The organism is Pseudoalteromonas phenolica, assembly GCF_005876835.1.
GTDB lineage: Bacteria > Pseudomonadota > Gammaproteobacteria > Enterobacterales > Alteromonadaceae > Pseudoalteromonas > Pseudoalteromonas phenolica_B.
Genome location: NZ_PPSW01000016.1, coordinates 98,177 through 122,106, shown reverse-complemented (window position 1 = coordinate 122,106; position 23,930 = coordinate 98,177). Strand labels below are relative to the sequence as shown.

The 23,930-nt window shown below is 42.7% G+C and carries 30 protein-coding genes and 1 tRNA gene; 12 read left to right on the top strand and 19 right to left on the bottom strand.

The annotated features are described in order from the left end of the window. The first annotated feature begins 23 nt into the window (after nucleotides 1–23). The 11 genes from rplI (at nucleotide 24) to alr (ending at nucleotide 9,202) form a co-directional block, all read left to right on the top strand. Entirely contained in the window at nucleotides 24–476 is a 453-nt protein-coding gene (gene rplI, locus C1E24_RS11580) for a 50S ribosomal protein L9 (RefSeq protein WP_138481601.1), read from the top strand. Between the two features lie 269 nt (nucleotides 477–745). Beyond that, nucleotides 746–1,171: a type IV pilin protein gene (locus C1E24_RS11575; protein ID WP_138481600.1), complete on the top strand. Its 426-nt coding sequence runs from the start codon at nucleotides 746–748 to the stop codon at nucleotides 1,169–1,171. Then, entirely contained in the window at nucleotides 1,155–1,619 is a 465-nt protein-coding gene (locus C1E24_RS11570; RefSeq protein WP_138481598.1) for a GspH/FimT family pseudopilin, read from the top strand. The genes C1E24_RS11575 and C1E24_RS11570 overlap by 17 nt, the downstream gene beginning before the upstream one ends. Then, nucleotides 1,610–2,035: a type IV pilus modification PilV family protein gene (locus C1E24_RS11565; protein WP_138481596.1), complete on the top strand. Its 426-nt coding sequence runs from the start codon at nucleotides 1,610–1,612 to the stop codon at nucleotides 2,033–2,035. Before C1E24_RS11570 ends, C1E24_RS11565 begins: the two co-directional genes overlap by 10 nt. Continuing rightward, complete coding sequence (locus C1E24_RS11560; RefSeq protein ID WP_171040877.1) at nucleotides 2,019–2,555, top strand: prepilin-type N-terminal cleavage/methylation domain-containing protein; 537 nt, start codon at nucleotides 2,019–2,021, stop codon at nucleotides 2,553–2,555. Before C1E24_RS11565 ends, C1E24_RS11560 begins: the two co-directional genes overlap by 17 nt. After that, nucleotides 2,552–4,384, top strand: a complete 1,833-nt coding sequence (locus tag C1E24_RS11555) for a DUF7305 domain-containing protein (protein ID WP_138481592.1) — start codon at nucleotides 2,552–2,554, stop codon at nucleotides 4,382–4,384. Before C1E24_RS11560 ends, C1E24_RS11555 begins: the two co-directional genes overlap by 4 nt. A 174-nt stretch (nucleotides 4,385–4,558) precedes the next feature. After that, complete coding sequence (locus C1E24_RS11550; RefSeq protein WP_138481590.1) at nucleotides 4,559–5,122, top strand: RNA polymerase sigma factor; 564 nt, start codon at nucleotides 4,559–4,561, stop codon at nucleotides 5,120–5,122. Further along, a complete protein-coding gene (locus tag C1E24_RS11545; RefSeq protein ID WP_138481588.1) occupies nucleotides 5,115–5,591 on the top strand; it encodes a hypothetical protein in 477 nt (158 codons plus the stop codon). Before C1E24_RS11550 ends, C1E24_RS11545 begins: the two co-directional genes overlap by 8 nt. Before the next feature lie 10 nt (nucleotides 5,592–5,601). Beyond that, nucleotides 5,602–6,540 (top strand): DUF4097 family beta strand repeat-containing protein, encoded by a 939-nt coding sequence (locus C1E24_RS11540; protein WP_138481586.1) that lies wholly within the window; start codon nucleotides 5,602–5,604, stop codon nucleotides 6,538–6,540. Nucleotides 6,541–6,686: 146 nt separating this feature from the next. Then, the gene (gene dnaB, locus C1E24_RS11535) at nucleotides 6,687–8,066 is read left to right on the top strand and encodes a replicative DNA helicase (RefSeq protein ID WP_138481584.1); all 1,380 of its coding nucleotides are present in this window, start codon (nucleotides 6,687–6,689) and stop codon (nucleotides 8,064–8,066) included. 47 nt (nucleotides 8,067–8,113) lie between these two features. Then, nucleotides 8,114–9,202 carry an alanine racemase gene (gene alr, locus C1E24_RS11530; protein ID WP_138481582.1) on the top strand — a complete coding sequence of 363 codons (1,089 nt, stop codon included), beginning with the start codon at nucleotides 8,114–8,116 and terminating at the stop codon, nucleotides 9,200–9,202. Nucleotides 9,203–9,236: 34 nt separating this feature from the next. Here alr and C1E24_RS11525 read toward each other — a convergent pair whose 3' ends face one another. The 7 genes from C1E24_RS11525 to yjgA all read right to left on the bottom strand — a co-directional run bounded on the left by C1E24_RS11525 (nucleotide 9,237) and on the right by yjgA (nucleotide 13,087). Further along, on the bottom strand, nucleotides 9,237–9,665 hold the full coding sequence (locus tag C1E24_RS11525) for a secondary thiamine-phosphate synthase enzyme YjbQ (protein ID WP_138481580.1): 429 nt from the start codon (nucleotides 9,663–9,665) through the stop codon (nucleotides 9,237–9,239). Continuing rightward, nucleotides 9,662–10,129: a chemotaxis protein CheX gene (locus tag C1E24_RS11520; RefSeq protein ID WP_138481578.1), complete on the bottom strand. Its 468-nt coding sequence runs from the start codon at nucleotides 10,127–10,129 to the stop codon at nucleotides 9,662–9,664. The genes C1E24_RS11525 and C1E24_RS11520 overlap by 4 nt, the downstream gene beginning before the upstream one ends. Before the next feature lie 69 nt (nucleotides 10,130–10,198). Then, nucleotides 10,199–10,633, bottom strand: a complete 435-nt coding sequence (locus tag C1E24_RS11515) for a transcriptional repressor (protein ID WP_058028574.1) — start codon at nucleotides 10,631–10,633, stop codon at nucleotides 10,199–10,201. Nucleotides 10,634–10,773: 140 nt separating this feature from the next. Further along, a complete protein-coding gene (locus tag C1E24_RS11510) occupies nucleotides 10,774–11,145 on the bottom strand; it encodes a rhodanese-like domain-containing protein (protein WP_138481576.1) in 372 nt (123 codons plus the stop codon). Between the two features lie 163 nt (nucleotides 11,146–11,308). Continuing rightward, nucleotides 11,309–11,980: an OmpA family protein gene (locus tag C1E24_RS11505; protein ID WP_138481574.1), complete on the bottom strand. Its 672-nt coding sequence runs from the start codon at nucleotides 11,978–11,980 to the stop codon at nucleotides 11,309–11,311. A gap of 178 nt (nucleotides 11,981–12,158) precedes the next feature. Further along, nucleotides 12,159–12,235 (bottom strand) — tRNA-Ile (locus tag C1E24_RS11500). A 330-nt stretch (nucleotides 12,236–12,565) separates the two neighbouring features. Next, complete coding sequence (gene yjgA / locus C1E24_RS11495) at nucleotides 12,566–13,087, bottom strand: ribosome biogenesis factor YjgA (RefSeq protein ID WP_138481572.1); 522 nt, start codon at nucleotides 13,085–13,087, stop codon at nucleotides 12,566–12,568. Between the two features lie 130 nt (nucleotides 13,088–13,217). Between yjgA and pmbA the strand changes: the two genes are divergently transcribed. Continuing rightward, a complete protein-coding gene (gene pmbA, locus C1E24_RS11490; RefSeq protein ID WP_138481570.1) occupies nucleotides 13,218–14,567 on the top strand; it encodes a metalloprotease PmbA in 1,350 nt (449 codons plus the stop codon). Between the two features lie 58 nt (nucleotides 14,568–14,625). On the opposite strand, the gene mgtE is transcribed toward pmbA, so the two are convergent. The 12 genes from mgtE to C1E24_RS11430 all read right to left on the bottom strand — a co-directional run bounded on the left by mgtE (nucleotide 14,626) and on the right by C1E24_RS11430 (nucleotide 23,877). Further along, nucleotides 14,626–15,984 (bottom strand): magnesium transporter, encoded by a 1,359-nt coding sequence (mgtE, locus tag C1E24_RS11485; protein ID WP_138481568.1) that lies wholly within the window; start codon nucleotides 15,982–15,984, stop codon nucleotides 14,626–14,628. A gap of 118 nt (nucleotides 15,985–16,102) precedes the next feature. Beyond that, nucleotides 16,103–16,378, bottom strand: a complete 276-nt coding sequence (locus C1E24_RS11480; protein ID WP_138481566.1) for an HPr family phosphocarrier protein — start codon at nucleotides 16,376–16,378, stop codon at nucleotides 16,103–16,105. A 3-nt stretch (nucleotides 16,379–16,381) separates the two neighbouring features. Beyond that, nucleotides 16,382–17,230, bottom strand: a complete 849-nt coding sequence (gene rapZ / locus C1E24_RS11475) for an RNase adapter RapZ (RefSeq protein WP_138481564.1) — start codon at nucleotides 17,228–17,230, stop codon at nucleotides 16,382–16,384. Between the two features lie 17 nt (nucleotides 17,231–17,247). Beyond that, entirely contained in the window at nucleotides 17,248–17,700 is a 453-nt protein-coding gene (gene ptsN / locus C1E24_RS11470) for a PTS IIA-like nitrogen regulatory protein PtsN (protein ID WP_138481562.1), read from the bottom strand. A 2-nt stretch (nucleotides 17,701–17,702) separates the two neighbouring features. Beyond that, nucleotides 17,703–17,990 carry a ribosome hibernation promoting factor gene (gene hpf, locus C1E24_RS11465; RefSeq protein ID WP_138481560.1) on the bottom strand — a complete coding sequence of 96 codons (288 nt, stop codon included), beginning with the start codon at nucleotides 17,988–17,990 and terminating at the stop codon, nucleotides 17,703–17,705. 28 nt (nucleotides 17,991–18,018) lie between these two features. Continuing rightward, nucleotides 18,019–19,539, bottom strand: a complete 1,521-nt coding sequence (locus C1E24_RS11460) for an RNA polymerase factor sigma-54 (RefSeq protein WP_138481558.1) — start codon at nucleotides 19,537–19,539, stop codon at nucleotides 18,019–18,021. A 47-nt stretch (nucleotides 19,540–19,586) separates the two neighbouring features. Then, the gene (gene lptB, locus C1E24_RS11455) at nucleotides 19,587–20,312 is read right to left on the bottom strand and encodes an LPS export ABC transporter ATP-binding protein (RefSeq protein WP_138481556.1); all 726 of its coding nucleotides are present in this window, start codon (nucleotides 20,310–20,312) and stop codon (nucleotides 19,587–19,589) included. Between the two features lie 2 nt (nucleotides 20,313–20,314). After that, on the bottom strand, nucleotides 20,315–20,839 hold the full coding sequence (gene lptA, locus C1E24_RS11450; protein ID WP_138481554.1) for a lipopolysaccharide transport periplasmic protein LptA: 525 nt from the start codon (nucleotides 20,837–20,839) through the stop codon (nucleotides 20,315–20,317). After that, nucleotides 20,829–21,383: an LPS export ABC transporter periplasmic protein LptC gene (lptC, locus tag C1E24_RS11445; RefSeq protein WP_138481552.1), complete on the bottom strand. Its 555-nt coding sequence runs from the start codon at nucleotides 21,381–21,383 to the stop codon at nucleotides 20,829–20,831. Before lptC ends, lptA begins: the two co-directional genes overlap by 11 nt. Next, nucleotides 21,380–21,931 (bottom strand): 3-deoxy-manno-octulosonate-8-phosphatase KdsC, encoded by a 552-nt coding sequence (gene kdsC / locus C1E24_RS11440; protein ID WP_138481550.1) that lies wholly within the window; start codon nucleotides 21,929–21,931, stop codon nucleotides 21,380–21,382. Before kdsC ends, lptC begins: the two co-directional genes overlap by 4 nt. After that, entirely contained in the window at nucleotides 21,932–22,903 is a 972-nt protein-coding gene (locus tag C1E24_RS11435) for a KpsF/GutQ family sugar-phosphate isomerase (protein WP_138481548.1), read from the bottom strand. Between the two features lie 14 nt (nucleotides 22,904–22,917). Further along, on the bottom strand, nucleotides 22,918–23,877 hold the full coding sequence (locus C1E24_RS11430; RefSeq protein ID WP_138481546.1) for a calcium/sodium antiporter: 960 nt from the start codon (nucleotides 23,875–23,877) through the stop codon (nucleotides 22,918–22,920). Between the last annotated feature and the right edge of the window lie 53 nt (nucleotides 23,878–23,930).

Below are 23,930 nucleotides of genomic sequence, written 5' to 3'. Positions count from 1 at the left end.
TCGTTTTTAAAAGGTGTAGAAACATGCAAGTTATTCTACTAGACAAGATCGCAAACCTTGGTAACTTAGGTGACCAAGTTGCAGTTAAATCTGGCTTCGCTCGTAACTTCTTATTCCCTAAAGGTAAAGCAGTTCCAGCGACTAAAGCTAACATCGAAACTTTCGAAGCTCGTCGCGCTGAATTAGAAGCGAAGATTGCTGAAGAACTAACAGCTGCTCAAGCACGCGCTGAGAAGCTAGAAGCATTAGCTGAAGTTACTCTAGTATCTAAAGCTGGTGACGAAGGTAAGCTATTCGGTTCTATCGGTACACGTGACATCGCTGACGCTATCTCAGCTGTTGGTGTTGAAGTTGCTAAATCAGAAGTTCGTCTACCTCTAGGTACTATCCGTGAGACTGGCGAATTTGACGTTGCAATCTCTGTACACTCAGACGTAACTGCTACTATTAAAGTAATCGTTATTGCTGAAGCTTAATCTCTGATTAAGTGTTGAAAAGCCGCGTGTTATGCACGCGGTTTTTATATAAAAAAATAAAAACTATCACACTCTCTCTTCATATAAATATCTCACGGATCTGAGCAAGCGGCGCATTGTGTAATTACATGTAATCCGTTCCTTTTTCATAAACATATATAATGTGGTATTTTGACTGCAGATTTTGGCATAGCTAAGAACAAGTTTAGATTTTGCTTCTTGTTAGCTTTGTGTTAAAAATGACAGCGCTGTTTTAATTTGAGTAGAGTATGAATTCTAGAGTAAATACAAAAGGTTTTACGCTAATTGAGCTGTTAATTGTGGTTGCAATTGTTGCGATTACAACGACACTGGCGTATCCGTCTTATCAAAGGTATATCCAAGATGGGCATCGCTCAGATGCACAGCAAGCCATGTTGCAAACTGCGGCCATTTTAGAGCGAGTCTACTCAAGAAACGGTGGTTACCCAGATAGCGATCAATTTAACGATTTACCAAATTCAGCAGTTTATGATTTCACTTATCGACATACAAATAAGCCAGCAGGTGCAGCAAACTTTAGAAGTTTGGGGTTTGTGTTAACTGCAAGACCAAAAACGGGTAGTGTACAAGCGACTGATAGATGCGCTGACTTGTCTATCGACCAAGCGGGACAAACAACAGCAAGTGGGAATGGCAATGACTGCTGGAAATAAGCAAAAGTCACGCGGCTTTACTATGATTGAGTTATTAATCACGCTTGGTTTAGTGAGTATTTTAGCCATGCTTGCAGCCCCGTCATTTGCTCAGTTTATAAAACAAGAACGCCTGACTAAAACAGCCAACCAATTAAACGCTGTGTATCGTTACGCCAGAAGTGAAGCGGTAAAGCGAGCTCAAACAGTTATTCTTACTAAACAAGACACTTCTTGGTTAGTAGAAATTGAAGTCGCAGGTGGCAGGGAGACGTTACGACAGTTCGACTCTAATTACCCAACAGTCAATGCAGAGCTGGTTAATCGTATGATACGTTCAACGGGTGAATTAAATTTACAAAGCAATATTTTAATCTCTGATAACGATACTAATACCGACGATTATCGTTTGTGTATTTTGCGTAGTGGTCAAAGTTGGTTAGGTAAGGCGGAAGAAAATTGCGCGTAAATGCTGGTTTTTCATTGCTAGAAGTATTGGTGTCTATGTTTATTGCGAGCATAGCGCTGATTGGTTTGGGTGTCACACAGCTGAAGTCACTGCAGTTCGCCAATAATAGCTTCGATTATACCGTTTCTCTGGTGCAGGCACAGAATGCGATTGAGCGTATGTGGCCGGAGCTGTGCGAAATACAACATAACTCCCCATCAAAATTCGAAGAACAAGCGTTTAGAGAGTCATTACAACCACCAGAAAGCTTGTCTTTTAGATACGCTTTAACATTACCTGAAACTTATAGCGATGAGATGCCCATCACTGTGGCATGGCAAGATTTACGTGTGCCAGAGGAGGCTCAAAAGCAACTGCTTAATCAGGTCACATTGAATGCAAGTTTCGTCGAGGTGCCGAATGTGTGTAACCCATAAAGCGAGACAATCAGGATATACATTACTTGAGATGTTGGTTGCGATGGCAGTTGGCTTGTTTCTATTGGCTGGTGTTGCCATGTCTTATTCGGCGATAAAAAGCACAGTAAGAATGACTCAAGAGCTATCAGATGCACAAGAGGTGATCCGTTATACCAGCCAAGTATTTACGCGTAGTGTGAAGCAAACGAACAGTGAGCCTATTATTAGCGCTGCCCCTTTGACGATTCAATTTCAGCAGCTTGCCAATGTATTATCTTGCCAGGGCACGACCCCAGCTGTGGATTACACTGAAATTTATGCACTGGAAAATGGTTTTCTAACCTGTGACATTGGCGATGGTAACGGCGCGCTACAACTGCTCAAGGGCATAGAGGCCATTAACTTTGCATATAATAATCATCTAGTCAGCGTGACGGTCAAACCGCTAAATATGCCAAGTCACTTTGGAGTAGGGCTGCAAATAGATATTGCCACCACGCAATTAATTCTGCTCGAAGCATTTAAGGAAAGCGTATGAAGCAGCAGTCAGGATTCACTTTAATCAAGGTCATGTTAATGAGCACAATGGCCAGTGTCGTGGTGTTTGGTGCACTTAAAGAAACTGTGATCCAAGAGCGTTTAACGGGTAACTTTCAAAAAGACATGAATGCGCGTTTACTCGCTGAAAAAGGTATTTTTACGGCAGCTAAAAGTTTGCAAACAGCAGTATCAAATAACAACAACTTGACCGTTGATGAATTAGTTAATCAATATGGTTTACACGCCGGAAACGGTGATATAGGCGATGACACGGCCTATAAAGCACGTTTGAGTAAAAATGTTGATGGGTTACTCGAAATTACGAGTCTAGGTCAGCGCTATTATGGTGATGCGAATCAACAACTTGTTGCCCGTTTTGAATTAAAACCAGGAGAGGTTAAATCCCCCTTTCAACATGCCGTTACAGGTTGTAAAGGTGTTAATTTATCAGGCAGTGGTGTCGTTGATAGTTATGACTCTAGTAAAGGCCCATACTCTGAAACTAACCGCGATTCTTCTGGTCATGTAAATACTGTGATTGGTGACTCAAGCGTTACAATTGACGGCCATTCACCTATAAAAGGCGATATTAAAGCCTCGGGTATCGTTTATCTGAAAGGTTCATCTCCAGTAATAGGCGATGTGCACTCAAATACAGGGGTAGATATCTCTTGGGGTAGTGGTGTACGAGTTAAGGGGAGCGTGTTCTCAAACGGTTTTTATATTCATCGCGGTGGAGAAATTGATGGGGTAGTGAGGGCAAACGGTAATGCGAAGATGGAGTGGGGGAGTAAAATTAAGAATCCTACAAACGATCCCTATGACATTATGTATGGCGGTACAGGAAGCTTTCCTTCTAGTGAACATGTACAAGATAGTGTTAAGTTTTCTGATGGTACCGTTGCGTATAATGTTTCTTATTCCAATCCCTACTTTAAAAAGAATCCTGAAGTGGAACCAGTCGAGGTATATGACCCAAGTTCGCCAGACTATGATCCTGCTCGCCCAAATAAAGAGTGTGATCCATTCGAGTTACCTAAAAACATGCCAAACGTGATAGCGCAAGGGGAAGCGCAAAAGCGTGATTTTGAAGTGGGTGCAACCCAAGTTTATCAATTTACACCATCTATAGGCCGCCTTCTATTAACTGATAATGGTAGAAAAAAAGCGTTGGATTTAAACTCTAAAGCGGCACAAATCTACTTGTTTGATAATTTAAGCCAGCAACATGGTATTTCTGAAACCACTGAAGAGCGTGTGTTTAGCATGAAAAACTTCAAATTGTATAGCGATGGAAAAATGACCATTGCTGGCGGCGATGTTATTTTTCTGGTCGATGGTAATTTTATCCTTGATGGCGATGCTAAATTAACGATTAAAGACGGCAGTAGTTTAACCGTGTTTACCACAGGTAAAGTGATATTAGGCGCAAGCGGGCAAGTAATCACAGAAAAAGAAGGTATGACAGCCAGTGGCATCCCTAGTTTGAATTTCTTTTCTTCATACTCTGGCAGAGATGGCTTTCAGGTAAAAGGTGCATCAGATATGTATGCGACAATTTACGCGCCTCTCACACAAGTGAAGCTCTCAGGAAGTGGGCAACTCTATGGTACTGTCCGAGGGTCTATTATCAACTCCTCAGGGGGGAGTGGTGTGCATTTTGACTCAGCACTGAAAGATGTGAATTTTGGCTCTGGCGGCGGTAGTAATGAGAAACCTCAGCTTATTTTCAAAGGTTGGGCTTTTGAGCCTGCCAAACCTTTGCCTGAGTTAGACGCTGGCGAAGGTGAAGCTAACAATTCTGATAGCAGTAATACTGGTAACTGACACTATAGAATGTAACTAACAGCATTTCATTGCAAAACCACTTTTGCTTTGTAATGCTGTCTCTTCAAATTTTTTAAATTTCTTTTAAACCTTTTTAAGCCAAGGTGGCGTCTTAGATAATAACAATGAAGCAAAACGTCAAACTGGGTGCAAACCCGATAAAGGAATAACGTCATGTTAATCGATGCCAAACAGGCATTCTCGAATACGAATAAAGACGAGCAAGCAGATGACCTAGTACATAAAGTACAACAAGGTGATCAGGCTGCGTTTGCCCAGCTTTACCGTCAGCATGAAAAACCTGTATTTGCGTTATGTTTGAGGCTGCTTGCAGATCAACAGCATGCAGAAGATGTCACGCAAGAAGTGTTTGTACAGTTGTGGTATAAAATTTCACAGTTTCAGGGGCAGTCAAAGTTTTCAACCTGGCTGCACAGTGTAACGAGCAATATTGCCATTAGTTATTTACGCAAACATAAAAACTGGCTGCAAAAAGTTGTGAGCTTTGAACAAAGCGGCATGGATGAACAAAGCTTAGCCATGTGTAATGGGTTAAACGGGCTAGACAAGCTAATTTTGCGTTTGCCTGAGCGTGCACGTTTGGTGTTTGTACTTCATGCAGTTGAAGGCTATCGCCATGAAGAAATCGGCAATATGTTAGGCATGGCTGTTGGCTCAAGTAAGTCGCAATATCATCGCGCAAGACAATTATTACAGGAGTGGTACGAGCATGAGTAAAGTCAACTTTGACGACTTCTTAAAAGAAGAGTTAGCAAAACCAAGTAAGGTGGCGCCTAGTCGCGACTTATGGCCTGGTATTGAGCGAGCAATTGCAGAGCCACCCAAGAGCAGTATAAATGACAGACAGTATTGGCCCAAAGTAACGGGTATTGCAGCGTGTTTTATTGCAGGGCTATTGGCATGGAATGTCAGTGTAATGCGCCCTGAGCAAAACACGATGAGAGATTTAAGTGCTTTGTTTGAGCAGCAAAAGCAAGCATTACTCGTACAGTACGAAGCACAGCCAGCTTTAACAAATGACTGGCAACAACAACTTGATGAACTAGAGCAGGCTGAGCAAGCTGTGAAACTTGCCTTACAAAACGACCCAGAAAATGCCGCGTTACTGAAAATGCTCGCGCAGGTTTATCAGCAGCAATTAGATTTAATCAACCGTGTACATGCACCAAGTTGGCAACAAATTTAGGAGAAGAAAGATGAAAAAACTACTAACAGGACTGCTATTTTTCCCAGTTGCTTGTTTTGCCGGTGAAGCCATTGATAAGCAAATTTCAGTACCCGCCAATGGCAAGATTGTCATTGAAAACCAACGTGGTGAAGTAGACATTAAATCTTGGGATAAGTCAGAATTTAAAGTTACAGGCTCACTCGATGATATTGCGAAGGGCTATAAACTTGAGAACAATGGCTCTGTCACTGAGTTTATTGTCGAAATGCCTAAGCGTTATAAAGGCTGGAACAAAGGCGATGGCTCTAAACTGACTATTTACATGCCAAAAAACAGTGAGTTGAGCTTTGAAGGCATAAATGTGAATATCTCTGCGACTGAATTACTGGCAGGTGCACGTATTAAAACGGTTAACGGTGACATCGAAGCGACGCAGCTAGAAGGTAAAGTAAGTTTAGAAACGGTCAATGGCGATGTAGATGCAAACAAGTTATCGGGTGATTTACGCTTTGAAACGGTTAACGGTGACATCAATGATATGAACTCTAAAGGTGAGTTGCGATTCAATGCCGTAAACGGTGATATTGAAAGTCACACTGAAGCGACAGATATTCGTCTTGAAAACGTTAACGGCGAAGTAGACTTCAAAGTTGCCTCTTTAAGGGACTTACGTCTAAATACCGTGAATGGTGAGATTAAGGTGCAAGTTAAAGAGTTACAGTCTAATGCGCGTATCAATATGGATACCGTGAGTGGTGATGTTCGCTTGTACTTTCCGAGCGACGTATCAGCTCGCTTTGATATTGATGCGCACTCTGGTGGTCGTATTATCAACGAATTAAGTAGCGATAAAGTAAAGAAAGCCAAGTATGGCCCATCACGTGAATTAGAATTTATTCTCAATGGCGGTGATGCAGATGTTGAAATTGATACCGTCAGTGGTCGTATTGAGTTAAAGAAAAATTAAACAAATTGTAATGTTTATAAGAGGTCTCAAAGTGAGGCCTCTTTTTATTTCTGGTCTTGTCACAATGAGAAAGTCGCTTTACGCTTTTAAGTTGCTCCGCTAGGGGCTAAAATAACCCTCTTAATTCTTTCAGATTGTGTAGTGCTATGGCTAAACCAGATCATCAAGTCGATACCCTCAAAGTTCCCCCTCATTCAATCGAAGCTGAGCAGTCAGTGCTTGGTGGTTTAATGCTTGATAATCAGGCGTTTGACCGTGTTGCCGAATTGGTGGTATCGCAAGACTTTTACACTCGCACGCATAAATTAATTTTTGAAGCGATGGAAAGGTTGGTTGAACAAAGTCAGCCAATCGATTTAATTACCATTTCTGAAAGCCTTGAAAAAAATAATCAGCTAAGCACGATTGGTGGTTTTGCTTATTTAGCAGAAATAGCCAAAAATACGCCAAGTGCCGCGAATATAGATGCTTATGCGTCAATTGTACGTGAACGTGCGGTTGTACGTGAAATGATTGGCGTTGCAAATGAAATCGCCGAAGCCGGTTTTAATCCAGAAGGGCGTGATAGCCATGAACTACTCGATTTAGCTGAAAGTAAAGTATTTAAAATCGCAGAGCAGCGAACGAAAAGCACTGAAGGCCCACAAAGTATTCACTCAATCTTAGAAAAAACAGTCGATAAGATTGAAGAGCTTTATCAGTCTCCGCAGGATGGTGTAACAGGGGTGAGTTCTGGCTATAACGATTTAGACCAAATGACAGCAGGCTTACAGCCGTCAGACTTAATCATCGTTGCGGCACGTCCTTCAATGGGTAAAACCACCTTTGCGATGAACTTGGCTGAGCATGCGGCGATGACCCAAGACAAGCCTGTACTGATTTACTCACTAGAGATGCCCTCAGAACAGATCATGATGAGGATGCTGGCCTCTCTAGGCCGAATTAACCAGACTAAGGTGCGTACAGGTCAGTTAGATGACGAAGATTGGGCGCGTTTATCGTCAACCATGGGCCTATTGATGGAAAAAGGTAAGATGTACATCGATGATGCCTCGGGCCTAACACCAACCGATGTTCGTTCTCGTGCACGCCGTATTGCTCGTGACCACGGCGGTATCAGCATGATCATGGTCGACTATTTGCAGTTAATGCGTGTACCTAGCTTATCAGATAATCGTACCCTTGAGATTGCCGAAATCTCTCGTTCATTAAAAGCACTAGCAAAAGAGTTACAATGCCCGGTTATCGCGCTATCTCAGCTTAACCGTACACTAGAGCAACGTGCCGATAAACGCCCGGTAAACTCTGACTTACGTGAATCGGGTTCAATCGAGCAGGATGCCGACTTAATCATGTTCATTTATCGTGACGAAGTGTATAACGAAGACAGTCCAGATAAAGGCGTAGCAGAAATAATCATAGGTAAACAGCGTAATGGCCCAATTGGTAAGGTTAGGTTAACCTTCCAGGGGCAATTCTCTCGTTTTGACAATTACGCAGGCCCTGCATTTGATGATGAGTATTAAGCACTAACTGCTTAACACTTTTTTGCAGGTCGCACACGAGAGGCTGTATGAGATTAGCAACCGCAGAAATTAACTTAACCGCGCTGGAACAAAACCTCGCACGTATCAAACAAATTGCCCCAAACAGCAAAGTGATGGCGGTATTAAAAGCCAATGCGTATGGGCATGGTTTGGTGACGATTGCACAGCATTTGCAGGGAGCAGATGCGTTTGCTGTAGCTAGAATCGATGAGGCCTTGGCACTTCGAGCTGGTGGCCTGACCAAACCTATCGTCTTATTAGAAGGTTTCTTTGAAGCGAGTGATTTACCCATCTTATTGGCGAATAACTTTGAAACCATCATTCATGACGAGCACCAGCTAAGTGCACTAGAGCAGGCAAATTTAGATGCACCGATTGCTACTTGGCTTAAAATAGATACCGGTATGCATCGTTTAGGGGTTGAGCCTGAACAACTAGAGCAGTTTTATGCTCGCCTTAAAGCCACTAAAAATGCTAAGCGTAATGTGCGTTTAATGACGCACTTCCCCTGCGCTGACGATACTAATAACGAAAAAACGCTTTCTCAGATCCAACATTTTTCCAAATTAGTGAGCAACAAAGTCGAACAAACTTGTTTGGCCAATTCTGCGGGCATAATTGCTTGGCCAGATAGCCATGGCGACTGGGTAAGACCAGGGCTCATGCTATATGGTGTTTCACCTATGCTTGACTCAGTCGGCTCAGAGCATGGCTTATCAGCGGTGATGTCTTTAAAAACCCGCGTGATAGCAAAGCGCGCTATTCCTGCGGGAGAGCGGGTAGGTTATGGCGGTCGTTGGCAGAGTCAGATAGCTACGCAGCTTGCTGTAGTTGCCATGGGCTACGGTGATGGTTATCCACGTCATGCGCAAGAAGGCACACCGGTTGTGATCAATGGCAAACGATATGGTATTGTCGGCAGTGTGTCGATGGATATGATCACGGTAGATATTGGCGCAGAGAATGACTCAGTTCAGGTCGGTGACGAAGTTGAAATGTGGGGTGTAAACTTACCTGTAGAAGAAGTGGCACAGTGTGCTAGCACTATTCCTTACGAACTGCTGTGTAATGTCACGCCGAGAGTAAGTTATCAATACATAAAAGATAAAAAATAAGCGGCCAATATGCCGCTTATTTTTTGATGTAAAATCAATAAAGTTCGCCAGACAAGGTAGCAATAATACTTCTGCCGTCGGCGTAGTCTCTGTGCTCACCTAAATACACACCTTGCCAAGTACCTAACATTAAACGGCCATGGCTGATAGGTATAGTAATTTGGCAGCCTAGTGTGCTCGATTTAATATGCGCAGGCATATCATCGTCACCCTCATAATCATGTTTATAATAGGGCTGACGCTCGGGTACAAAATGATTAAAATGGCTTTCCATGTCCATACGCACGGTCGGATCGGCATTTTCATTGATGGTTAAACTGGCTGACGTATGCTGCAAGAATAAATGTAAAAGGCCCACTTGATAGTTATGGACCTCTGGAAGTTGCTTGAGAATGTCATCTGTAATTAGGTGAAAGCCGCGAGACTTCGCGGCTAGGGTGAATTTAGCTTGCTGCCAACTCATAACTTATCGAAGCTCACCTCGATATTGGCATTACCGTCAGCTGAAGTGAATGGCATAATAATTTTAGCGCCTTCACATTTGTGCGTAATGGTGTGACCTGGACCCGACACTACAATCGGGGTTGCCATATCAAAGTCATAGCCTTTTTCACCGAGTAAATTTTTTGCACCGCCAGTGACCATATTGGTGATTTCACCCACCATATCTGTCACTTCTTCATTAATTGCATCTGGGCGCTCGCCAAGCATGCGCTCCATGATTGTTAGCGCTAGTTGCTCATCAAAGGTAATAGAAAAAGAACCCTTAGTCTGTGGGCCCACCATACCGATCAAGCCCGATACATCACCTTGCGCAACTTCACCTTTTTTGATTTTTGGTTTACCAGGTGTCAGCTCTGTTTGAGCCATGGTTGCTAAGACATTTATTAATGATGATAAAAAAGGGTTTATGAACTCTACTTTCATGTGCTGTTCCCTTGATTCTTAATTATTCAGTTCTAGGTTAAGTGTAGTGGTTTAATTGCATAACTGCACTTAGTCTTTACACTTTTCACACTTGCCATGTGCTTCTATTGTTTGGTTACTTACCTGAAAGCCTCGCTCAGACGCTAAGTTATTCAGTTCATGCGAAATTAAACTTGAATGAAGCTCGTCAACATGCCCACAATCATCACAGATCAACAACTGTACAGGATGAATATGGTCGAAATGATGACACAGCATAAATGCATTGGTGCTCTCAATTTTATGGATAAAACCAAGCTCAGATAAAAAGTCTAAAGCGCGATAAATCGTTGCAGGTTTTGCACCAGGCTCAGAGACTTTTAATTCTTCTAAAAGATCATAGGCACCCACGCCGCCTTGCTTAGCAGCAAGTAGACGGAAGACTTTTTCACGGATTGCCGTAAAACGTGCGCCACGGTTATCACAGACTTGTTTTGCTTTATCGACTAATTGTTCAACATTCATACTTTAAAATCCTTACACTGCCAAACAATACTATCACATTCTTTAAAATAGTCTTGTTTTCGTGATGATTTATTCCGATATCTCAGCATGTTTAATCATCTTGAAGTGGTGACAAGAGGGCAAATAAAATACTTAAAGTGTTATTTCACGGTGGGCAAACTCTCAGCCTGCCAAGCATTCATATCACCACTTAAGTGTAAAAGGTTAAATCCGTCTTTAGACAGCGCACGTTCAAAGATTCCCGCTCTACGACCTGAGCGACAGTATACAACAAGCGTTTTTTGTTTAAGAGAATTGAGTAAATCCTGATGTAGTTCGATCTTATTAAAAGGAATGTTAATAGCCCCCTTTACATGTCCCGCTGCAAATTCTTCAGGGCTTCTGACATCGATAATTTGATGCGGCGTTGCAGACATTTGATTAATTAGTAGTGCCTGTTGGGATATTTGCTCAGTTTTACATAAAGCAACGAAACTACATAACAGTATTGAAAGTAGTAGAAAAAAGCGCATAGTTATCTCCTATTCATATATGAGTAATCATACATATAAAATGAAGAAAAGGTTTAGAAGTTCAAGAAGAAAACCTATCCAAATAGGCTCAGTAAAGGGAAATACATTGGAAATTAGAAAGCCCAGCTCTTATGTGTGAGCTGGGCTAAAGTATGAAATGAACTTACTTCTTCGCTGGGAAGATGCTGATTTCAACACGCCTGTTACAAGTGCGGCCAGCTTTGGTGCTGTTATCGCAAATAGGCAGAGACTCACCTAGACCTTCGGTGAATAAACGATTTGCAGCAACCTTTTGGCTTTGTAGGTATGCCTTTACTGAGTTCGCACGCTTTTCAGAGAGAGCTTTATTTAAAGACTCGCTACCTGAGCTGTCAGTATGACCTTCGATTAATAGCTGCGTATCAGGGTACTCAACAAGTACTTTCGCAACACCATCTAGTGTCTGATAAATTGAAGTGCTTAATTTGTCTGAGCCAGAATCAAAGCCGATACCGTTTTGCATAATTAATACGAGTTTATCTTCACCCACTCTTTTAACTTGAACGCCAGAGTTCATTAACTCTTCGCGAAGTGCAGCTTCTTGCTTATCAAAGTAATAGCCTACACCTGCACCGATTGCACCTCCGGTAGTTGCACCAATTAGCGCACGCTTTCTGCGATCATCAGCATCTTTACCGGTCGCTAGACCTACGATGGCACCCGATACTACGCCAATAATGGCGCCTCTTGTTGCTGAGTTTGTTTCGGTCTCACCCGTAGCCGCATTTTGACGCTGCGACATTTGACAACCTGAAACTAAAATTAATGCACTCAGTGCTACTGCTAATTTTTTCACGTAATGTTCTCGACTTGATGTTCTGGTTAAAATAAACGCATAGAGTTAGAAATGAGCTAAGGCCTAGATGCTAGACTTTAAGCCATTAAAAACATGTATATTGTAATATGAGTAATGAGTTTAAAAAGCTTTGATTATAAAAAGATGAATTTGAATGAAGTATGAATTTTGGAGTAAATGGTGGCCCCACCTGGACTCGAACCAGGGACCTAACGATTATGAGTCGTGTGCTCTAACCAACTGAGCTATAGGGCCATTTGAAATTTTTGCTTTTTGTATTTCGTCCTGAAGCTGTTTTCCGGTCTCGGAATGAACGCTTAGGGTCGCTTCGCTAATATCCCTTCGCTTCCTCGACGTTTTCTTTTTTCAAAAGAAAACCCAACTGAGCTATAGGGCCATTTAGAAGTGCTTGAAACCGAATGGAATCGTAAAAAGCGCAGGCAGTATAAAAATTTTTATAAGGCTTGTCACCACTTAAAGTCGAAAAAATCTACTTATCTTGTTCAATTGCTTAATAAAGAATCATTTTTTAAAGAGGGGAGAAACTGCGGCTAACTGTTCAACCGCAGCAAGCACACTCAGAGATTAAGGCATCATGACTTCTTTAAGATACTGAAATAGATCTTTATGGCCTTTTGCTGGCTTTTCGGCTTTGGCTTCTTTCGCTGCTTGGCGAACTAATTGGCGAAGTTTTTGTCTTTCCAGCGACGGGTACTGTTCTAAAAGAGCGTTAATTAAGCTGTCACCATTATTGATTAACTCAGTTCTGGTTGATTCAATCTTGTTAAGTAAAACATCGGCTTGATTGTTTTTGTTCAGCATTAACTCAATCGCAGCTTCAATGTCGGCGACATTGTCTGTGAGGCGGAGTGTTTTACTGATGTAGTTAATATGACGGCGATACGCTTCAGATTTAGCTCTGATTTTGTCAGCAACAACCATGGCTTCTATAAGGTCATCGCTTAGCGGTAACTTATCACGCTGCTTTTTACTCATAGCTGCTAAATCGATAGCTAGTTGTTGGTACTGCTGTGCGTCGCGTTTTAGCTCGCTTTTTGAAACGTAAATAATTTCTTCTTCAATAACGGGTTTCTTTTTCTTAGCCATGGTGCGGAGTTTCTATAAAAATTTTGCGGATTATAACAATTATACGTCATAAATGCTGTGCCTTGATAAGGCGAAGTCGAATATGTGTGTTAGCATTTAGATATTAAAGGTGTTTTTAGAGAGCATAACTATGAAATCTGAACAGCAAAGTGCGATTTTTACTCAAATAGATGAAGTCAAACAGGCCGTATCAGAGGCGTTGTCCCACGCAACAAAACTTGGTGCAACAGCAGCAGAAGCCGCAATGTCGAGTACTTCAGGCTTGTCTGTGAGTACGCGTATGGGTGAGGTTGAGACCATTGAGTTTAACCAAGATGGCGGCTTGGGGATCAGTGTTTATGTGGGCAATCATAAAGGCTCTGCATCTACCGCTGATTTGAGCCCTAAAGCGCTTCGCTCTGTGGTTGAAAAAGCCATTGATATTGCGAAGTTTACTTCGGATGACCCTTGTAATGGCGTAGCTGATAAAGCGCTGCTTGAGATGTCTCCGCCAGATTTAGACTTATATCACCCTTGGGAAGTAACGCCAGAGCAGGGTGTTGAGCTGTGTATTGAAGCTGAAAAAGCGGCATTAGAGTTTGATGAGCGTATTGTTAACTCAGATGGTGCGAGTTTCTCTAGTCATGAAGGTTTACGAGTTTATGGTAATACCCACGGTTTTTTGGCGGGCTTCCCGAGAACACGTCATAGCTTAAGCACTATGGTGATTGGTCAAGATGGCGAGCAAATGCAGCGCGATCATGCTTATACTCTCAGTCGTGAGCAATCTGGTTTAAGATCGGCACAATCGGTCGGCCTTGAAGCCGCTGAGTCAACCATTGCTCGTTTGAACAGTAGAAAAATTACCACCATGAAGACGCCTGTGGTGTTTCGAGCGGATATTGCGAATAGTTTGTTTGGGCATTTGGTTTCAGCAATCGGTGGTGGTGCGTTATATCGCAAGTCGAGCTTCTTGTTAGACTCTTTGGGTAAGCAAATTTTTAGTGACAAAGTAAATGTGTCAGAGCGCCCACATTTATTGAAAGGATTAGCGTCTAGCCCATTTGATAGTGAAGGGGTAAAAACGCTGGATCGTGAAATCATTCACGGTGGTGAATTGCAAACCTATTTACTTGCAAGTTATGCGGCAAGAAAAATGGGTATGACAGCCACAGGCCATGCTGGCGGTATTCATAATTGGTTAGTGCAACAAACCCATGATGACCTGAAAGCTGTGCTTAAAGAAATGGGCACCGGATTATTAGTCACTGAGCTAATGGGTCAAGGTGTGAATACAGTAACGGGAGATTATTCTCGAGGCGCAGCAGGTTTTTGGGTTGAGCAGGGCGAGATCCAATATCCAGTAAGTGAGATCACCATTGCTGGCAATCTAAAAGACATGTTCATGAATGTGCAGGCCATTGGTGGAGATATCGAAGCGCGTGGCAGTGTGCAAACGGGGTCGATATTAATTGAGTCAATGCAGATCGCAGGTGAATAGGCCTTAATTAAAGTAAAAGCCCGCGACATTGAGCGGGCTTTTTTGTGTTTGGAGTGGGCTAAACTAAGAACCAGGTCGCTGTGCCTAAGAAGGCAAAAATACCCACAATATCTGTGACTGTGGTGAGTACCACACTGCCCGCAAGGGCTGGATCTATGTTCATACGCTTTAAGATGATGGGGATACTGGCACCGGCTATACCGGCTGCAAGTAAGTTCATGAACATAGCAAAGGCGATCACGCCACCGAGTACGAAATCCCACTGCCATATGGCAACAACACCTGCGATTAACAGAGACCAAAGCACCCCATTTAATGCCCCGATGGCGAGCTCTTTACCAAGCAAGAACTTCTGGTTGGTGTTGTTGATATGGCCAAGGGCAATACCACGAATAACTAAAGTTAGGGTTTGGCTACCAGCCACCCCACCCATACTAGGTACAATGCCATTAAGCACCGCTAAAATAGGGAGTATATCTAGGGTACTTTCGAAAAAGCTGGCGACAAAGGCGGCAAGCAAAGCCGTTAAAAGGTTAATGCCAAGCCAGATAGAGCGGCGCTGGCTACTTTTCAAAACCGGTGCGAAGGTATCTTCTTCATCATCTAGACCCGCCATGCTTAACAAGCTGTGTTCAGCGTCTTCACGAATAACGTCTACGATGTCATCAATGGTGATTCGACCAAGCAGTTGTAAGTTATCATCAACAACCGCTGCTGAAATCCAGTTATGACGTTCGAAGAGTTGCGCCACGTCACTTTCATCCATTGAAACGGGAATAGTTTCTTTCTCATCATCCATGAGTTCTGCAACCACTTTATCGGGTGAGTTCGTTAAAAGGGTTGCGACAGGCAGCGCCCCGATAAACTGGTTTTCTTTATCGACGACATATAAATCGTCGGTGCCATCGGGTAACTTGCCTCGTAGGCGTAAATAACGCAGTACCACGTCGAGCGTCACATCAGGCCTAATGGTGACCGTATCTGTGCTCATTAATGCACCCGCAGAGCGCTCTTGATAAGAAAGCGCTTGGGTTGCCCTTGCCCTATCTTGGGCGTCCATTGCTCCGACAACGTCTTGGTAGACCTCTTCAGGTAAGCTTCTTAGAACTTCACCTAAGTCATCGTCATCCATATCCTCAGTAGCGGCTGCAATGAGCTCTGGATCCATTTGGTTGATAATACCAATACGAACGTCTTCAGATAGCTCTTCGAGTACATCACCTTGAATATCAGGGTCAACTAATTGCCATAGCTGTGTACGCACTTTGTGCGGGGAAGATTCAAGTAGTAATGCGGTGTCGCAGGGGGGAGTTTCAGCCAGAATACGCCTAACCTGAACAAACTGACCATTGTTTATTGCGTGTGTTACTTGTTGTAATTGTTGCAACGTATAGTCTTGTTCTAAGGCTTCTGGCATAGGCAATCCATTTATTAGGTGGTGTGCACCGAGAATAAAGGTTTAGGCAGTTACTGTGGGCGCCTAAAAAGAGTGCCTTAAGTTTAACGTAATTTTTGCAGAGTTACCAAGTGCTTGATTACTCATCTTCATGAAATTTTTGTGCAATTAACTCGCCAATGGCGGTGAGTGCAGGCTGGGCATCTGGACCTTCACAGCAAACTCGAAGCTGCTTACCATGACTGCTTTCAAGCATGAGCAAAGCGAGTACACTATCACCAGGAGCTTCTTTGTCATCTTGGTAAAGGGTGATCTGCGCATCAAACTGTTGGGCTAATTGTGCAAGTACTGTGGCTGCGCGTGCATGCAGACCACACTTGTTTTGGATTAGAAAAGTATCTTCTGCCTTAACCATGCTTTAGTCTACGTCTTGTTCGCGGTGACGTATTTGCACATTGTTATGAGTTTTAGCAAAGCTTTCACCAATGGTTTGTGCTAGGTAAACAGAGCGGTGTTGTCCGCCAGTACAACCAATTGCAATGGTTAAATAGCTGCGATTATTGCGCTCTAGATGAGGTAACCAAGTCTGAACAAAGGTTTGGATCTGCCACGTGAACTTTTGCACTATGCTGTGGCTTGCCAGATAATCTTTAACTGGTTGATCTAAACCTGTCAGTGGTTTTAGTTCAGGCTCCCAATGCGGGTTTGGTAAAAAGCGCGCATCAAATACATAATCGGCTTGTTTAGGGATCCCATGTTTAAAACCAAAAGATAAGAAAGTAATGATAAGTTGCTTATCTTTTTTGCCAAGGATCTGCTCTCGAATGGTTTCTGCTAGCTGGTGTACACTTAAATCTGTCGTATCGAGCAGCACATCTGCTCGTGTGATTAACACATCGAGTAATTTTTTTTCTTCTTTAATTGCTAAATCAAGCGGCAGGTTATTTAAAGAAAGCGGATGCAATCGGCGTGTTTCTGAAAAGCGTTTGATCAGTGCTTGGTCATCACTATCTAAATAGAACAGCGTTGGATTGGCAAAGCCTGGTAAGTATTCAAGAATATCATTAAATTCTTGTTGCTCTTTTGGCAGGTTACGAACATCGATACTGACGGCTATTTTGTCATAGTTATCAGAAACACTTCTAACCAAAGAGGGAAGGAGATTAACTGGAATGTTATCAACACAATAATAACCTAGGTCTTCCAATACCCTTAAGGCAACGGATTTGCCTGACCCTGAGCGACCACTAATGATGATCAGTTCCATGGATTCCTCTCTGTTAATTAATCTTGAAGTGCAATAAGTTGATAGAGTGCGTCATCGTCTTTTGCATGACGAAGCTGCTTACAAAACTCTTTGTTGTTTAGTTTATCAGCAATTGCAGCTAAGGTCTTTAGATGTTCTGCATTATTACCTTCAGGTACAAGCATTGCCAAGAGAATATCGACAGGTCGGTTGTCTATTGCGTCAAAATCAATACCGCTTTGATTTGTCACTAAAATAGCAAAAATAGTATCGATGCCCGCTATGCGGCCATGAGGAATAGCAATACCTTTGCCTATGCCTGTACTGCCTAACTTTTCTCGTGTTAGGAATGCATCTAATATTTCGTGGGCGTTATGTTTTGGAAGGTGTTCGCTCGCTAATTCACTAATGTACTCTAGCGCACGTTTTTTGCTATTAAAAAGGACCGCAGCTTTAGTGCAGTCCTTGTTGATAATCGAGCTAAGTTTCATGGTTAGTGTCGAGTTAATTTCTCTTTGTGCTTGATAACTTGGCGATCGAGTTTATCAACGAGTTTATCAATGGCTGCGTACATATCAGAGTGTTCATCTGAAGCGAAAATTTCACCGCCACTTAAATGAACGGTCGCTTCTGCTTTTTGTACCAGCTTCTCAACATCTAAGATCACGTGAACGTTGTTAATGTGATCAAAATGCCTTTCTAGCTTTGCAAACTTCGTGTTTACATAGTCTCTTAATGAATCTGTAATTTCTACGTGACGACCAGTTAAATTTAGTTGCATAAGCATTTTCCTTCTCTTGGTTTACGTCTTAAATCAAGCTCTTACGCTGATTTGACGGTGGAATAGAGAGTGACTCGCGGTATTTTGCAATTGTACGACGTGCCACTTTGATTCCCTGTTCTGCCAATATATCTGCAATTTTGCTGTCGCTCAATGGCTTAGCTGTATTTTCTGCAGCAATTAGCTTTTTGATCAATGCTCTAATCGCAGTCGATGAGCATTCACCTCCGTTTTCAGTGCTTACGTGACTTGAGAAGAAGTACTTCAACTCAAAAATGCCACGGGGTGTATGCATGTACTTCTGAGTGGTGACACGAGAAATGGTAGACTCGTGCATCTCGACCATCTCAGCAACATCATTCAAAACCATAGGCTTCATTGCCTCAGGTCCATGTTCAAAGAATGCCTGTTGTTGTTGCACAATGCAATTAGTAACTTTCATTAAAGTGTCATTACGGCTTTCTAAGCTCTTGATAAACCACTTTGCTTCTTGTAAATGAGAGCGAATGAATTGGCTGTCTGTGCTTGATTTCACTGAGCGTGACATTGCCGCATAATGATCATTTACCCTTATTTTAGGCATACATTCAGGATTTAGCTCAACAACCCAGCGACCTTTTACTTTTTTCACCGACACATCAGGAATAACGTACTCAGATTCTTCACGAATAATGCTGGCGGCAGGTTTTGGGTTAAGGCTGTGAATGAGTGTCATCACTTCTTTTAACTCAGGCTCTTTGAGCTTGGTCTTTTTCATGATGGTGCGATAATCGCGGCTAGCAAGTAGATCAATGTGCTCGCTTAACACCATTTTTGTTTCGGCAATGAATGCTGTACCAGCATCAAACTGATTGAGTTGAATACATAAACATTCTTGTAATGAACGAGCTGCAATTCCTACAGGGTCAAAGAGTTGAATACGCTTTAAGACAGCCTCAACTTCGTCGAGTTCAATTAGCTCTTCGTCATTACCTTCATTAATACTTTCTAGGAGCTCTTCAGTGCTAATAGTAAGTAAACCTGCATCATCAACGGCTTCAACAATGGCAACGGCAATGGCTTTATCGGTTGGGCTGAATGGGGTGAGTTCTAATTGCCACATTAAATATTCGTGTAATGTTTCTGTGGTTTCGCCCTGATAAATGGTTTCGTCTTCAGGCATTGGGCCGCTACTGGTGCTCGGTGCTGCACTCATGTACTCGTCCCATGTCACATCCATCGCGAGATCGTCACTGACAGTGTCTTTACTCAGCGCTGCATCGCTATCGAGTTCGTAATCGCTGGTCGGTTCATCACCGTGACCATCATCAGCAGAATTAGAGAGTTGCTCTTTAGAATCAGTGTCTTTGGTTGCTTTGTCTGAATCATTGCCATCAGCACTCGGCTCTAATTCCGATTCATCCACTTCGAGTAAAGGGTTGCTATCCAGCGCTTCTTGGATCTCTTGCTGTAGATCTAGTGTGCTCAATTGCAGCAAGCGAATGGCTTGTTGCAATTGTGGTGTCATGGTTAGTTGCTGCCCCATGCGCAGCTGTAGCGATTGCCTCATGTATTTCTAACAATCCTTTTTGTTATTTGGATTATGTCTTGCTTTAACTATAGACGGAATTGTTCACCTAGGTAGACGTCTCTTACGGTTTGATCAGCTAAAACTGATTCAGGCGTACCTGACGCGATTAATTCACCATGTGAAACAATATAAGCTTTCTCACAAACATCAAGGGTTTCTCTCACATTGTGATCTGTAATAAGAACACCAATGCCGCGATTTTTTAAGTGCTCAACAATTTTCTTTATATCTAACACCGAAATCGGATCAACGCCAGCAAAAGGCTCATCTAAAAGAATAAATTTAGGGTTTGCGGCTAAAGCGCGAGCAATTTCAACTCGCCGACGCTCACCACCTGACAAAGCCATGCCCTGACTGTCCCGAATATGTTGAATATTAAACTCATCCAGTAAGTCGTCTAAAGTTTGCTCTCTTTGTACTTTATTGAGGTCTTTACGGGTCTCTAAAATAGCCATTAAGTTTTGATAAACAGTCAACTTTCTGAAGATTGAAGACTCTTGAGGCAGATAACCAATGCCCATGCGTGCTCTACTGTGCATAGGTAGCAAAGTGATATCTTCATCATCTATAGTGACTTTGCCTTTATCGCTAGGCACAAGACCAACGATCATGTAAAAACTGGTGGTTTTACCTGCGCCATTAGGGCCGAGAAGACCAACAATGCTTCCTGCTTCCACACTTAGGCTGACATTTTTTACGACTTGGCGGCCTTTATAGCTTTTTGCTAGGGCTGTGGCAGTTAACACACTCATGCTCATTGACCTTGTTCAGGGTTAGACTTTGATGCTTTTTTCTCTGGTACTAAAATTGTGTGTACACGTTGTTTGTTTTGTTCATTTTGCTCGGCACTGATAAGTTGCTTCTCGATATCATAAATAATAGCTTCAGCCTTGATAACTTGACCGGCTTGATTGATTTCAGCTTTGCCTTTGATGGTGAGTAGTCTATTGGCAACGTCATACCTGACTTCTTCTGCGCTGGCACTGAGTACTGTGCCATCCGGTTGCTTTTCGATAAAGCGAGCTGGTTTGCCTGTTGCGACTAAAAGCTGCTTGTTCTCACCGAGCTCTTCACGCTGATGTACTTCTAATCTATCGGCATAAATTTCACGGTTGCCATGAATGATTTCAACATTTTCTTCAAAGATACCAATGTTTGTCTTTAATTGTGCTTGCTGCTTACCTGCTTTAATTGATACCTGTGACATAGACGCTGTTTCTGCCAAAGTTAAATTAGAAAAGCCGAGTAGTAGCAGTGAAAGAAGTAATTTATTGGTCATAGTAAATGGTTCGCGTATGGTTAATGAGCTCAATAATCTCAGTATTGAGGTCGGCATTGAGGCCTTGCCCTTTTATATTTAAGTGAGGGCCCACAATTTCTACGGGTAGATCTGAGCGCATGGCGCGCTGAGTTATATCTACTTGAATATGGTCTGCGCTGATTTGGCTTATCATAGCACCTTCAGTCAGATTTAGGGCTTTAACATCTCCCTCTAAAATCAGCATATTATTTTCATATAAAGTGGCTTCATTGGCCGAAAGTTGCCAATTTTGTGGGCCATTAAACAGGGTAAATGTAGGCGATGTAAAATGGCTAAATCCGAGCTGCTGATAAAGCTCCATTTTATTCGCTTCGACTAAGTAATTTCGCATACCGGCTTCAGAATATTTAGTTTGCTTTAATTCTGTAGCAACATAATCTGGCGTGGCGATGCTTTCTTCTTCGGTCGAACTTTGCTTTTTAGGCTGATCAAAATACGGTGACCATATCCAATACATGGTCAGTGCAAAAATAATTAATAATATGACGCGGTTGACCGTCATGCGCTTGTTCCTGATGTGCCGAGTGTATGGCCCTGGCACAGCATGAGTAAATCAGTTAACTCTCTCACAGCACCAAATCCACCGGGCAGTAAAGTCGTGTAGTGTGAAAGGTTGCGAATGATAGGGTGAGCATCATTTACGGCCACTGCAAAGCCTACTTGCTCCATGACTGGTAGGTCGGGACCATCGTCACCAATATAAGCAATCTCGACATCTGTCAGGTTCAGGTTGGCTTTTAGCTCTTCGTAGGCTTGCAACTTGTCTTCTTGCCCTTGGTAAATATGCTTTACTGTTAAGCTAGTCATACGTTGCTGAACAATCTGTGAATGGCGACCGGTGATCACGGCAACTTCAACTCCTGCATTGATAAGTGCTTTTATGCCAAATCCATCTTTGGTGTTGAATGCCTTTAATTCTTCGCCATTATTGCCAAGGTAAATACGGCCGTCAGAAAATACGCCGTCAATATCACAAATAAGCAACTTAATTTGCTTCGCTCTAGACACTACATCTTCGCTGATTGGCTGATATAAGTCGGCAAATTGCATTTAAATAACCCCTGCTTTTAATAAGTCTTGCATGTTCAGAGCGCCAATCGGGCGATTAGTTTCATCAACCACGATTAAACCATTAATACGCTTGTTTTCCATGATATTTAACGCCTCAGCCGCAAGCATATCAGCTTTTGCTGTTGTACATTTGACCGTCATTGCATCATCAATTTTTGCGCTGTGCAAATCGAGTTTTTGCTCAATAATACGGCGTAAGTCTCCGTCGGTAAAAATACCGGCCAGAATGCCTTGTTCATCGACAATTGCAGTCATGCCTAAGCCTTTGCTCGAGATTTCAAATAACGCATCTTTGATGAGTTTACCTGTTTCAATAATTGGCATTTGCTCACCTTGATGCATGATGTCGTCTAATGTAAGTAATAAACGTCGACCGAGTGAACCACCAGGATGAGAAAGAGCAAAATCATCGGCAGTAAAACCGCGTGCTTCTAGTAGGGCAACGGCAAGTGCATCACCCATGACCAGTGTGGCCGTCGTACTCGCTGTTGGCGCTAACCCTAGTGGGCAAGCTTCTTTCGAGACCGCGATACATAGATGAATATCTGAAAGGTTAGCCATTGAAGATGTAGGGTTGCCTGTCATAGCAATGGTTTTTGCACCAATGCGCTTTATAACAGGAATAATATTGACAACTTCGCTGGTCTCTCCCGAATTTGAGATCAGTAATACCACATCGTCTTTGGTGATCATTCCTAGATCACCGTGGCTTGCTTCACCTGGGTGAACAAAAAAAGCGGGGGTGCCCGTACTGGCCAGCGTCGCAGCTATTTTGTTACCTATGTGCCCAGATTTACCCATCCCAATGACTATGGTTCTGCCCTGGCAGTCAAAAACAGCTTGGCATGCTTCAACAAAGCTTTCATCAATATATTGTGTAATTTCATCAATGGCTTGTTTTTCAATATCGATGACATTTAAAGCCGTTTTAGTAAATTGTTCAGCAGTCATGTGCACTCCAACAACTAAATAATGTAATACATGTACCCGATGAACGCGGCAAGAAGCAGGCCCCCTTCAACGCGGTTGATGCGGCGAGTGCCTTTGAGGCTTAGGCTCATCGCGATTAAGATGAACGTCGCGCCTAGCATAATGTAAATGTCGCGTTGTGCTATGTTTGCATCTATATCTGCCGGATTTAAGATCCCCGCTATAGAAAGCACTGCGAGAATATTAAAAATATTTGAGCCAATGATGTTACCCATTGCTAGGTCGTCTTCGTTTTTAAGTACGCCAGCAATACAGGCTGCTAGTTCAGGAAGACTGGTACCAACCGCAATGATTGTCAGGCCAATTAATAAGTCGCTCATACCAAAATATTTGGCAATATCAACGGCTGCATCAATAAGGTAACCTGAGCTAATAGGAAGCATGATCATACCCACGACTAACCATAAAATAGCTTTGTTGGTTGGTACATCATTAGGTACTTCATCACATGCTTCAGCAACTAAAGGGTCATCGTCTTGGTTGCCTGAGCGTTTGGTTAAAATGAGTAAGGTTGCGAGAAAAGTGATAAAGCCAGCAAATAAAACCAGGCCCTCAGTGCGACTAAAGTGATTGTCACTGACGATGAACCAAGCACCTAAAGAGACAATTACAAGTAATGGCATTTCGCGTTTTAAGATACCAGAGCCAACTGAAAGTGGACGCAATAGTGCGGTAATACCTAATACCAGTAATATATTGGCGATGTTCGAGCCCACCGCATTACCTACTGCGGTATCTGTTTTATCTGCAAAAGCAGCCTGCGCTGCAACCATCATTTCCGGAGCCGATGAGCCCATTGCTACTATAGTTAAACCTACGATTAATGTCGGTACACCGAAATTTCTTGCCAATGCTGCCGCGCCAAAGACAAAGCGGTCCGCACTCCAAACTAACGCGGCAAAACCAAGTATCAAAATGATGAAAGATAAAATCATAAAAAGAATATGCCAACAACGAAAACAAAATTGCGGCAAATAGTATCAAAAGC

Coding starts and splice junctions, on each gene's coding strand:
- rplI (WP_138481601.1), top strand. CDS start 24: ATGCAAGTTATTCTACTAGACAAGATCGCAAACCTTGGTAACTTAGGT.
- C1E24_RS11575 (WP_138481600.1), top strand. CDS start 746: ATGAATTCTAGAGTAAATACAAAAGGTTTTACGCTAATTGAGCTGTTA.
- C1E24_RS11570 (WP_138481598.1), top strand. CDS start 1,155: ATGACTGCTGGAAATAAGCAAAAGTCACGCGGCTTTACTATGATTGAG.
- C1E24_RS11560 (WP_171040877.1), top strand. CDS start 2,019: ATGTGTGTAACCCATAAAGCGAGACAATCAGGATATACATTACTTGAG.
- C1E24_RS11555 (WP_138481592.1), top strand. CDS start 2,552: ATGAAGCAGCAGTCAGGATTCACTTTAATCAAGGTCATGTTAATGAGC.
- C1E24_RS11550 (WP_138481590.1), top strand. CDS start 4,559: ATGTTAATCGATGCCAAACAGGCATTCTCGAATACGAATAAAGACGAG.
- C1E24_RS11545 (WP_138481588.1), top strand. CDS start 5,115: ATGAGTAAAGTCAACTTTGACGACTTCTTAAAAGAAGAGTTAGCAAAA.
- C1E24_RS11540 (WP_138481586.1), top strand. CDS start 5,602: ATGAAAAAACTACTAACAGGACTGCTATTTTTCCCAGTTGCTTGTTTT.
- dnaB (WP_138481584.1), top strand. CDS start 6,687: ATGGCTAAACCAGATCATCAAGTCGATACCCTCAAAGTTCCCCCTCAT.
- alr (WP_138481582.1), top strand. CDS start 8,114: ATGAGATTAGCAACCGCAGAAATTAACTTAACCGCGCTGGAACAAAAC.
- C1E24_RS11525 (WP_138481580.1), bottom strand. CDS start 9,665: ATGAGTTGGCAGCAAGCTAAATTCACCCTAGCCGCGAAGTCTCGCGGC.
- C1E24_RS11520 (WP_138481578.1), bottom strand. CDS start 10,129: ATGAAAGTAGAGTTCATAAACCCTTTTTTATCATCATTAATAAATGTC.
- C1E24_RS11515 (WP_058028574.1), bottom strand. CDS start 10,633: ATGAATGTTGAACAATTAGTCGATAAAGCAAAACAAGTCTGTGATAAC.
- C1E24_RS11510 (WP_138481576.1), bottom strand. CDS start 11,145: ATGCGCTTTTTTCTACTACTTTCAATACTGTTATGTAGTTTCGTTGCT.
- yjgA (WP_138481572.1), bottom strand. CDS start 13,087: ATGGCTAAGAAAAAGAAACCCGTTATTGAAGAAGAAATTATTTACGTT.
- pmbA (WP_138481570.1), top strand. CDS start 13,218: ATGAAATCTGAACAGCAAAGTGCGATTTTTACTCAAATAGATGAAGTC.
- mgtE (WP_138481568.1), bottom strand. CDS start 15,984: ATGCCAGAAGCCTTAGAACAAGACTATACGTTGCAACAATTACAACAA.
- C1E24_RS11480 (WP_138481566.1), bottom strand. CDS start 16,378: ATGGTTAAGGCAGAAGATACTTTTCTAATCCAAAACAAGTGTGGTCTG.
- rapZ (WP_138481564.1), bottom strand. CDS start 17,230: ATGGAACTGATCATCATTAGTGGTCGCTCAGGGTCAGGCAAATCCGTT.
- ptsN (WP_138481562.1), bottom strand. CDS start 17,700: ATGAAACTTAGCTCGATTATCAACAAGGACTGCACTAAAGCTGCGGTC.
- hpf (WP_138481560.1), bottom strand. CDS start 17,990: ATGCAACTAAATTTAACTGGTCGTCACGTAGAAATTACAGATTCATTA.
- C1E24_RS11460 (WP_138481558.1), bottom strand. CDS start 19,539: ATGAGGCAATCGCTACAGCTGCGCATGGGGCAGCAACTAACCATGACA.
- lptB (WP_138481556.1), bottom strand. CDS start 20,312: ATGAGTGTGTTAACTGCCACAGCCCTAGCAAAAAGCTATAAAGGCCGC.
- lptA (WP_138481554.1), bottom strand. CDS start 20,839: ATGACCAATAAATTACTTCTTTCACTGCTACTACTCGGCTTTTCTAAT.
- lptC (WP_138481552.1), bottom strand. CDS start 21,383: ATGACGGTCAACCGCGTCATATTATTAATTATTTTTGCACTGACCATG.
- kdsC (WP_138481550.1), bottom strand. CDS start 21,931: ATGCAATTTGCCGACTTATATCAGCCAATCAGCGAAGATGTAGTGTCT.
- C1E24_RS11435 (WP_138481548.1), bottom strand. CDS start 22,903: ATGACTGCTGAACAATTTACTAAAACGGCTTTAAATGTCATCGATATT.
- C1E24_RS11430 (WP_138481546.1), bottom strand. CDS start 23,877: ATGATTTTATCTTTCATCATTTTGATACTTGGTTTTGCCGCGTTAGTT.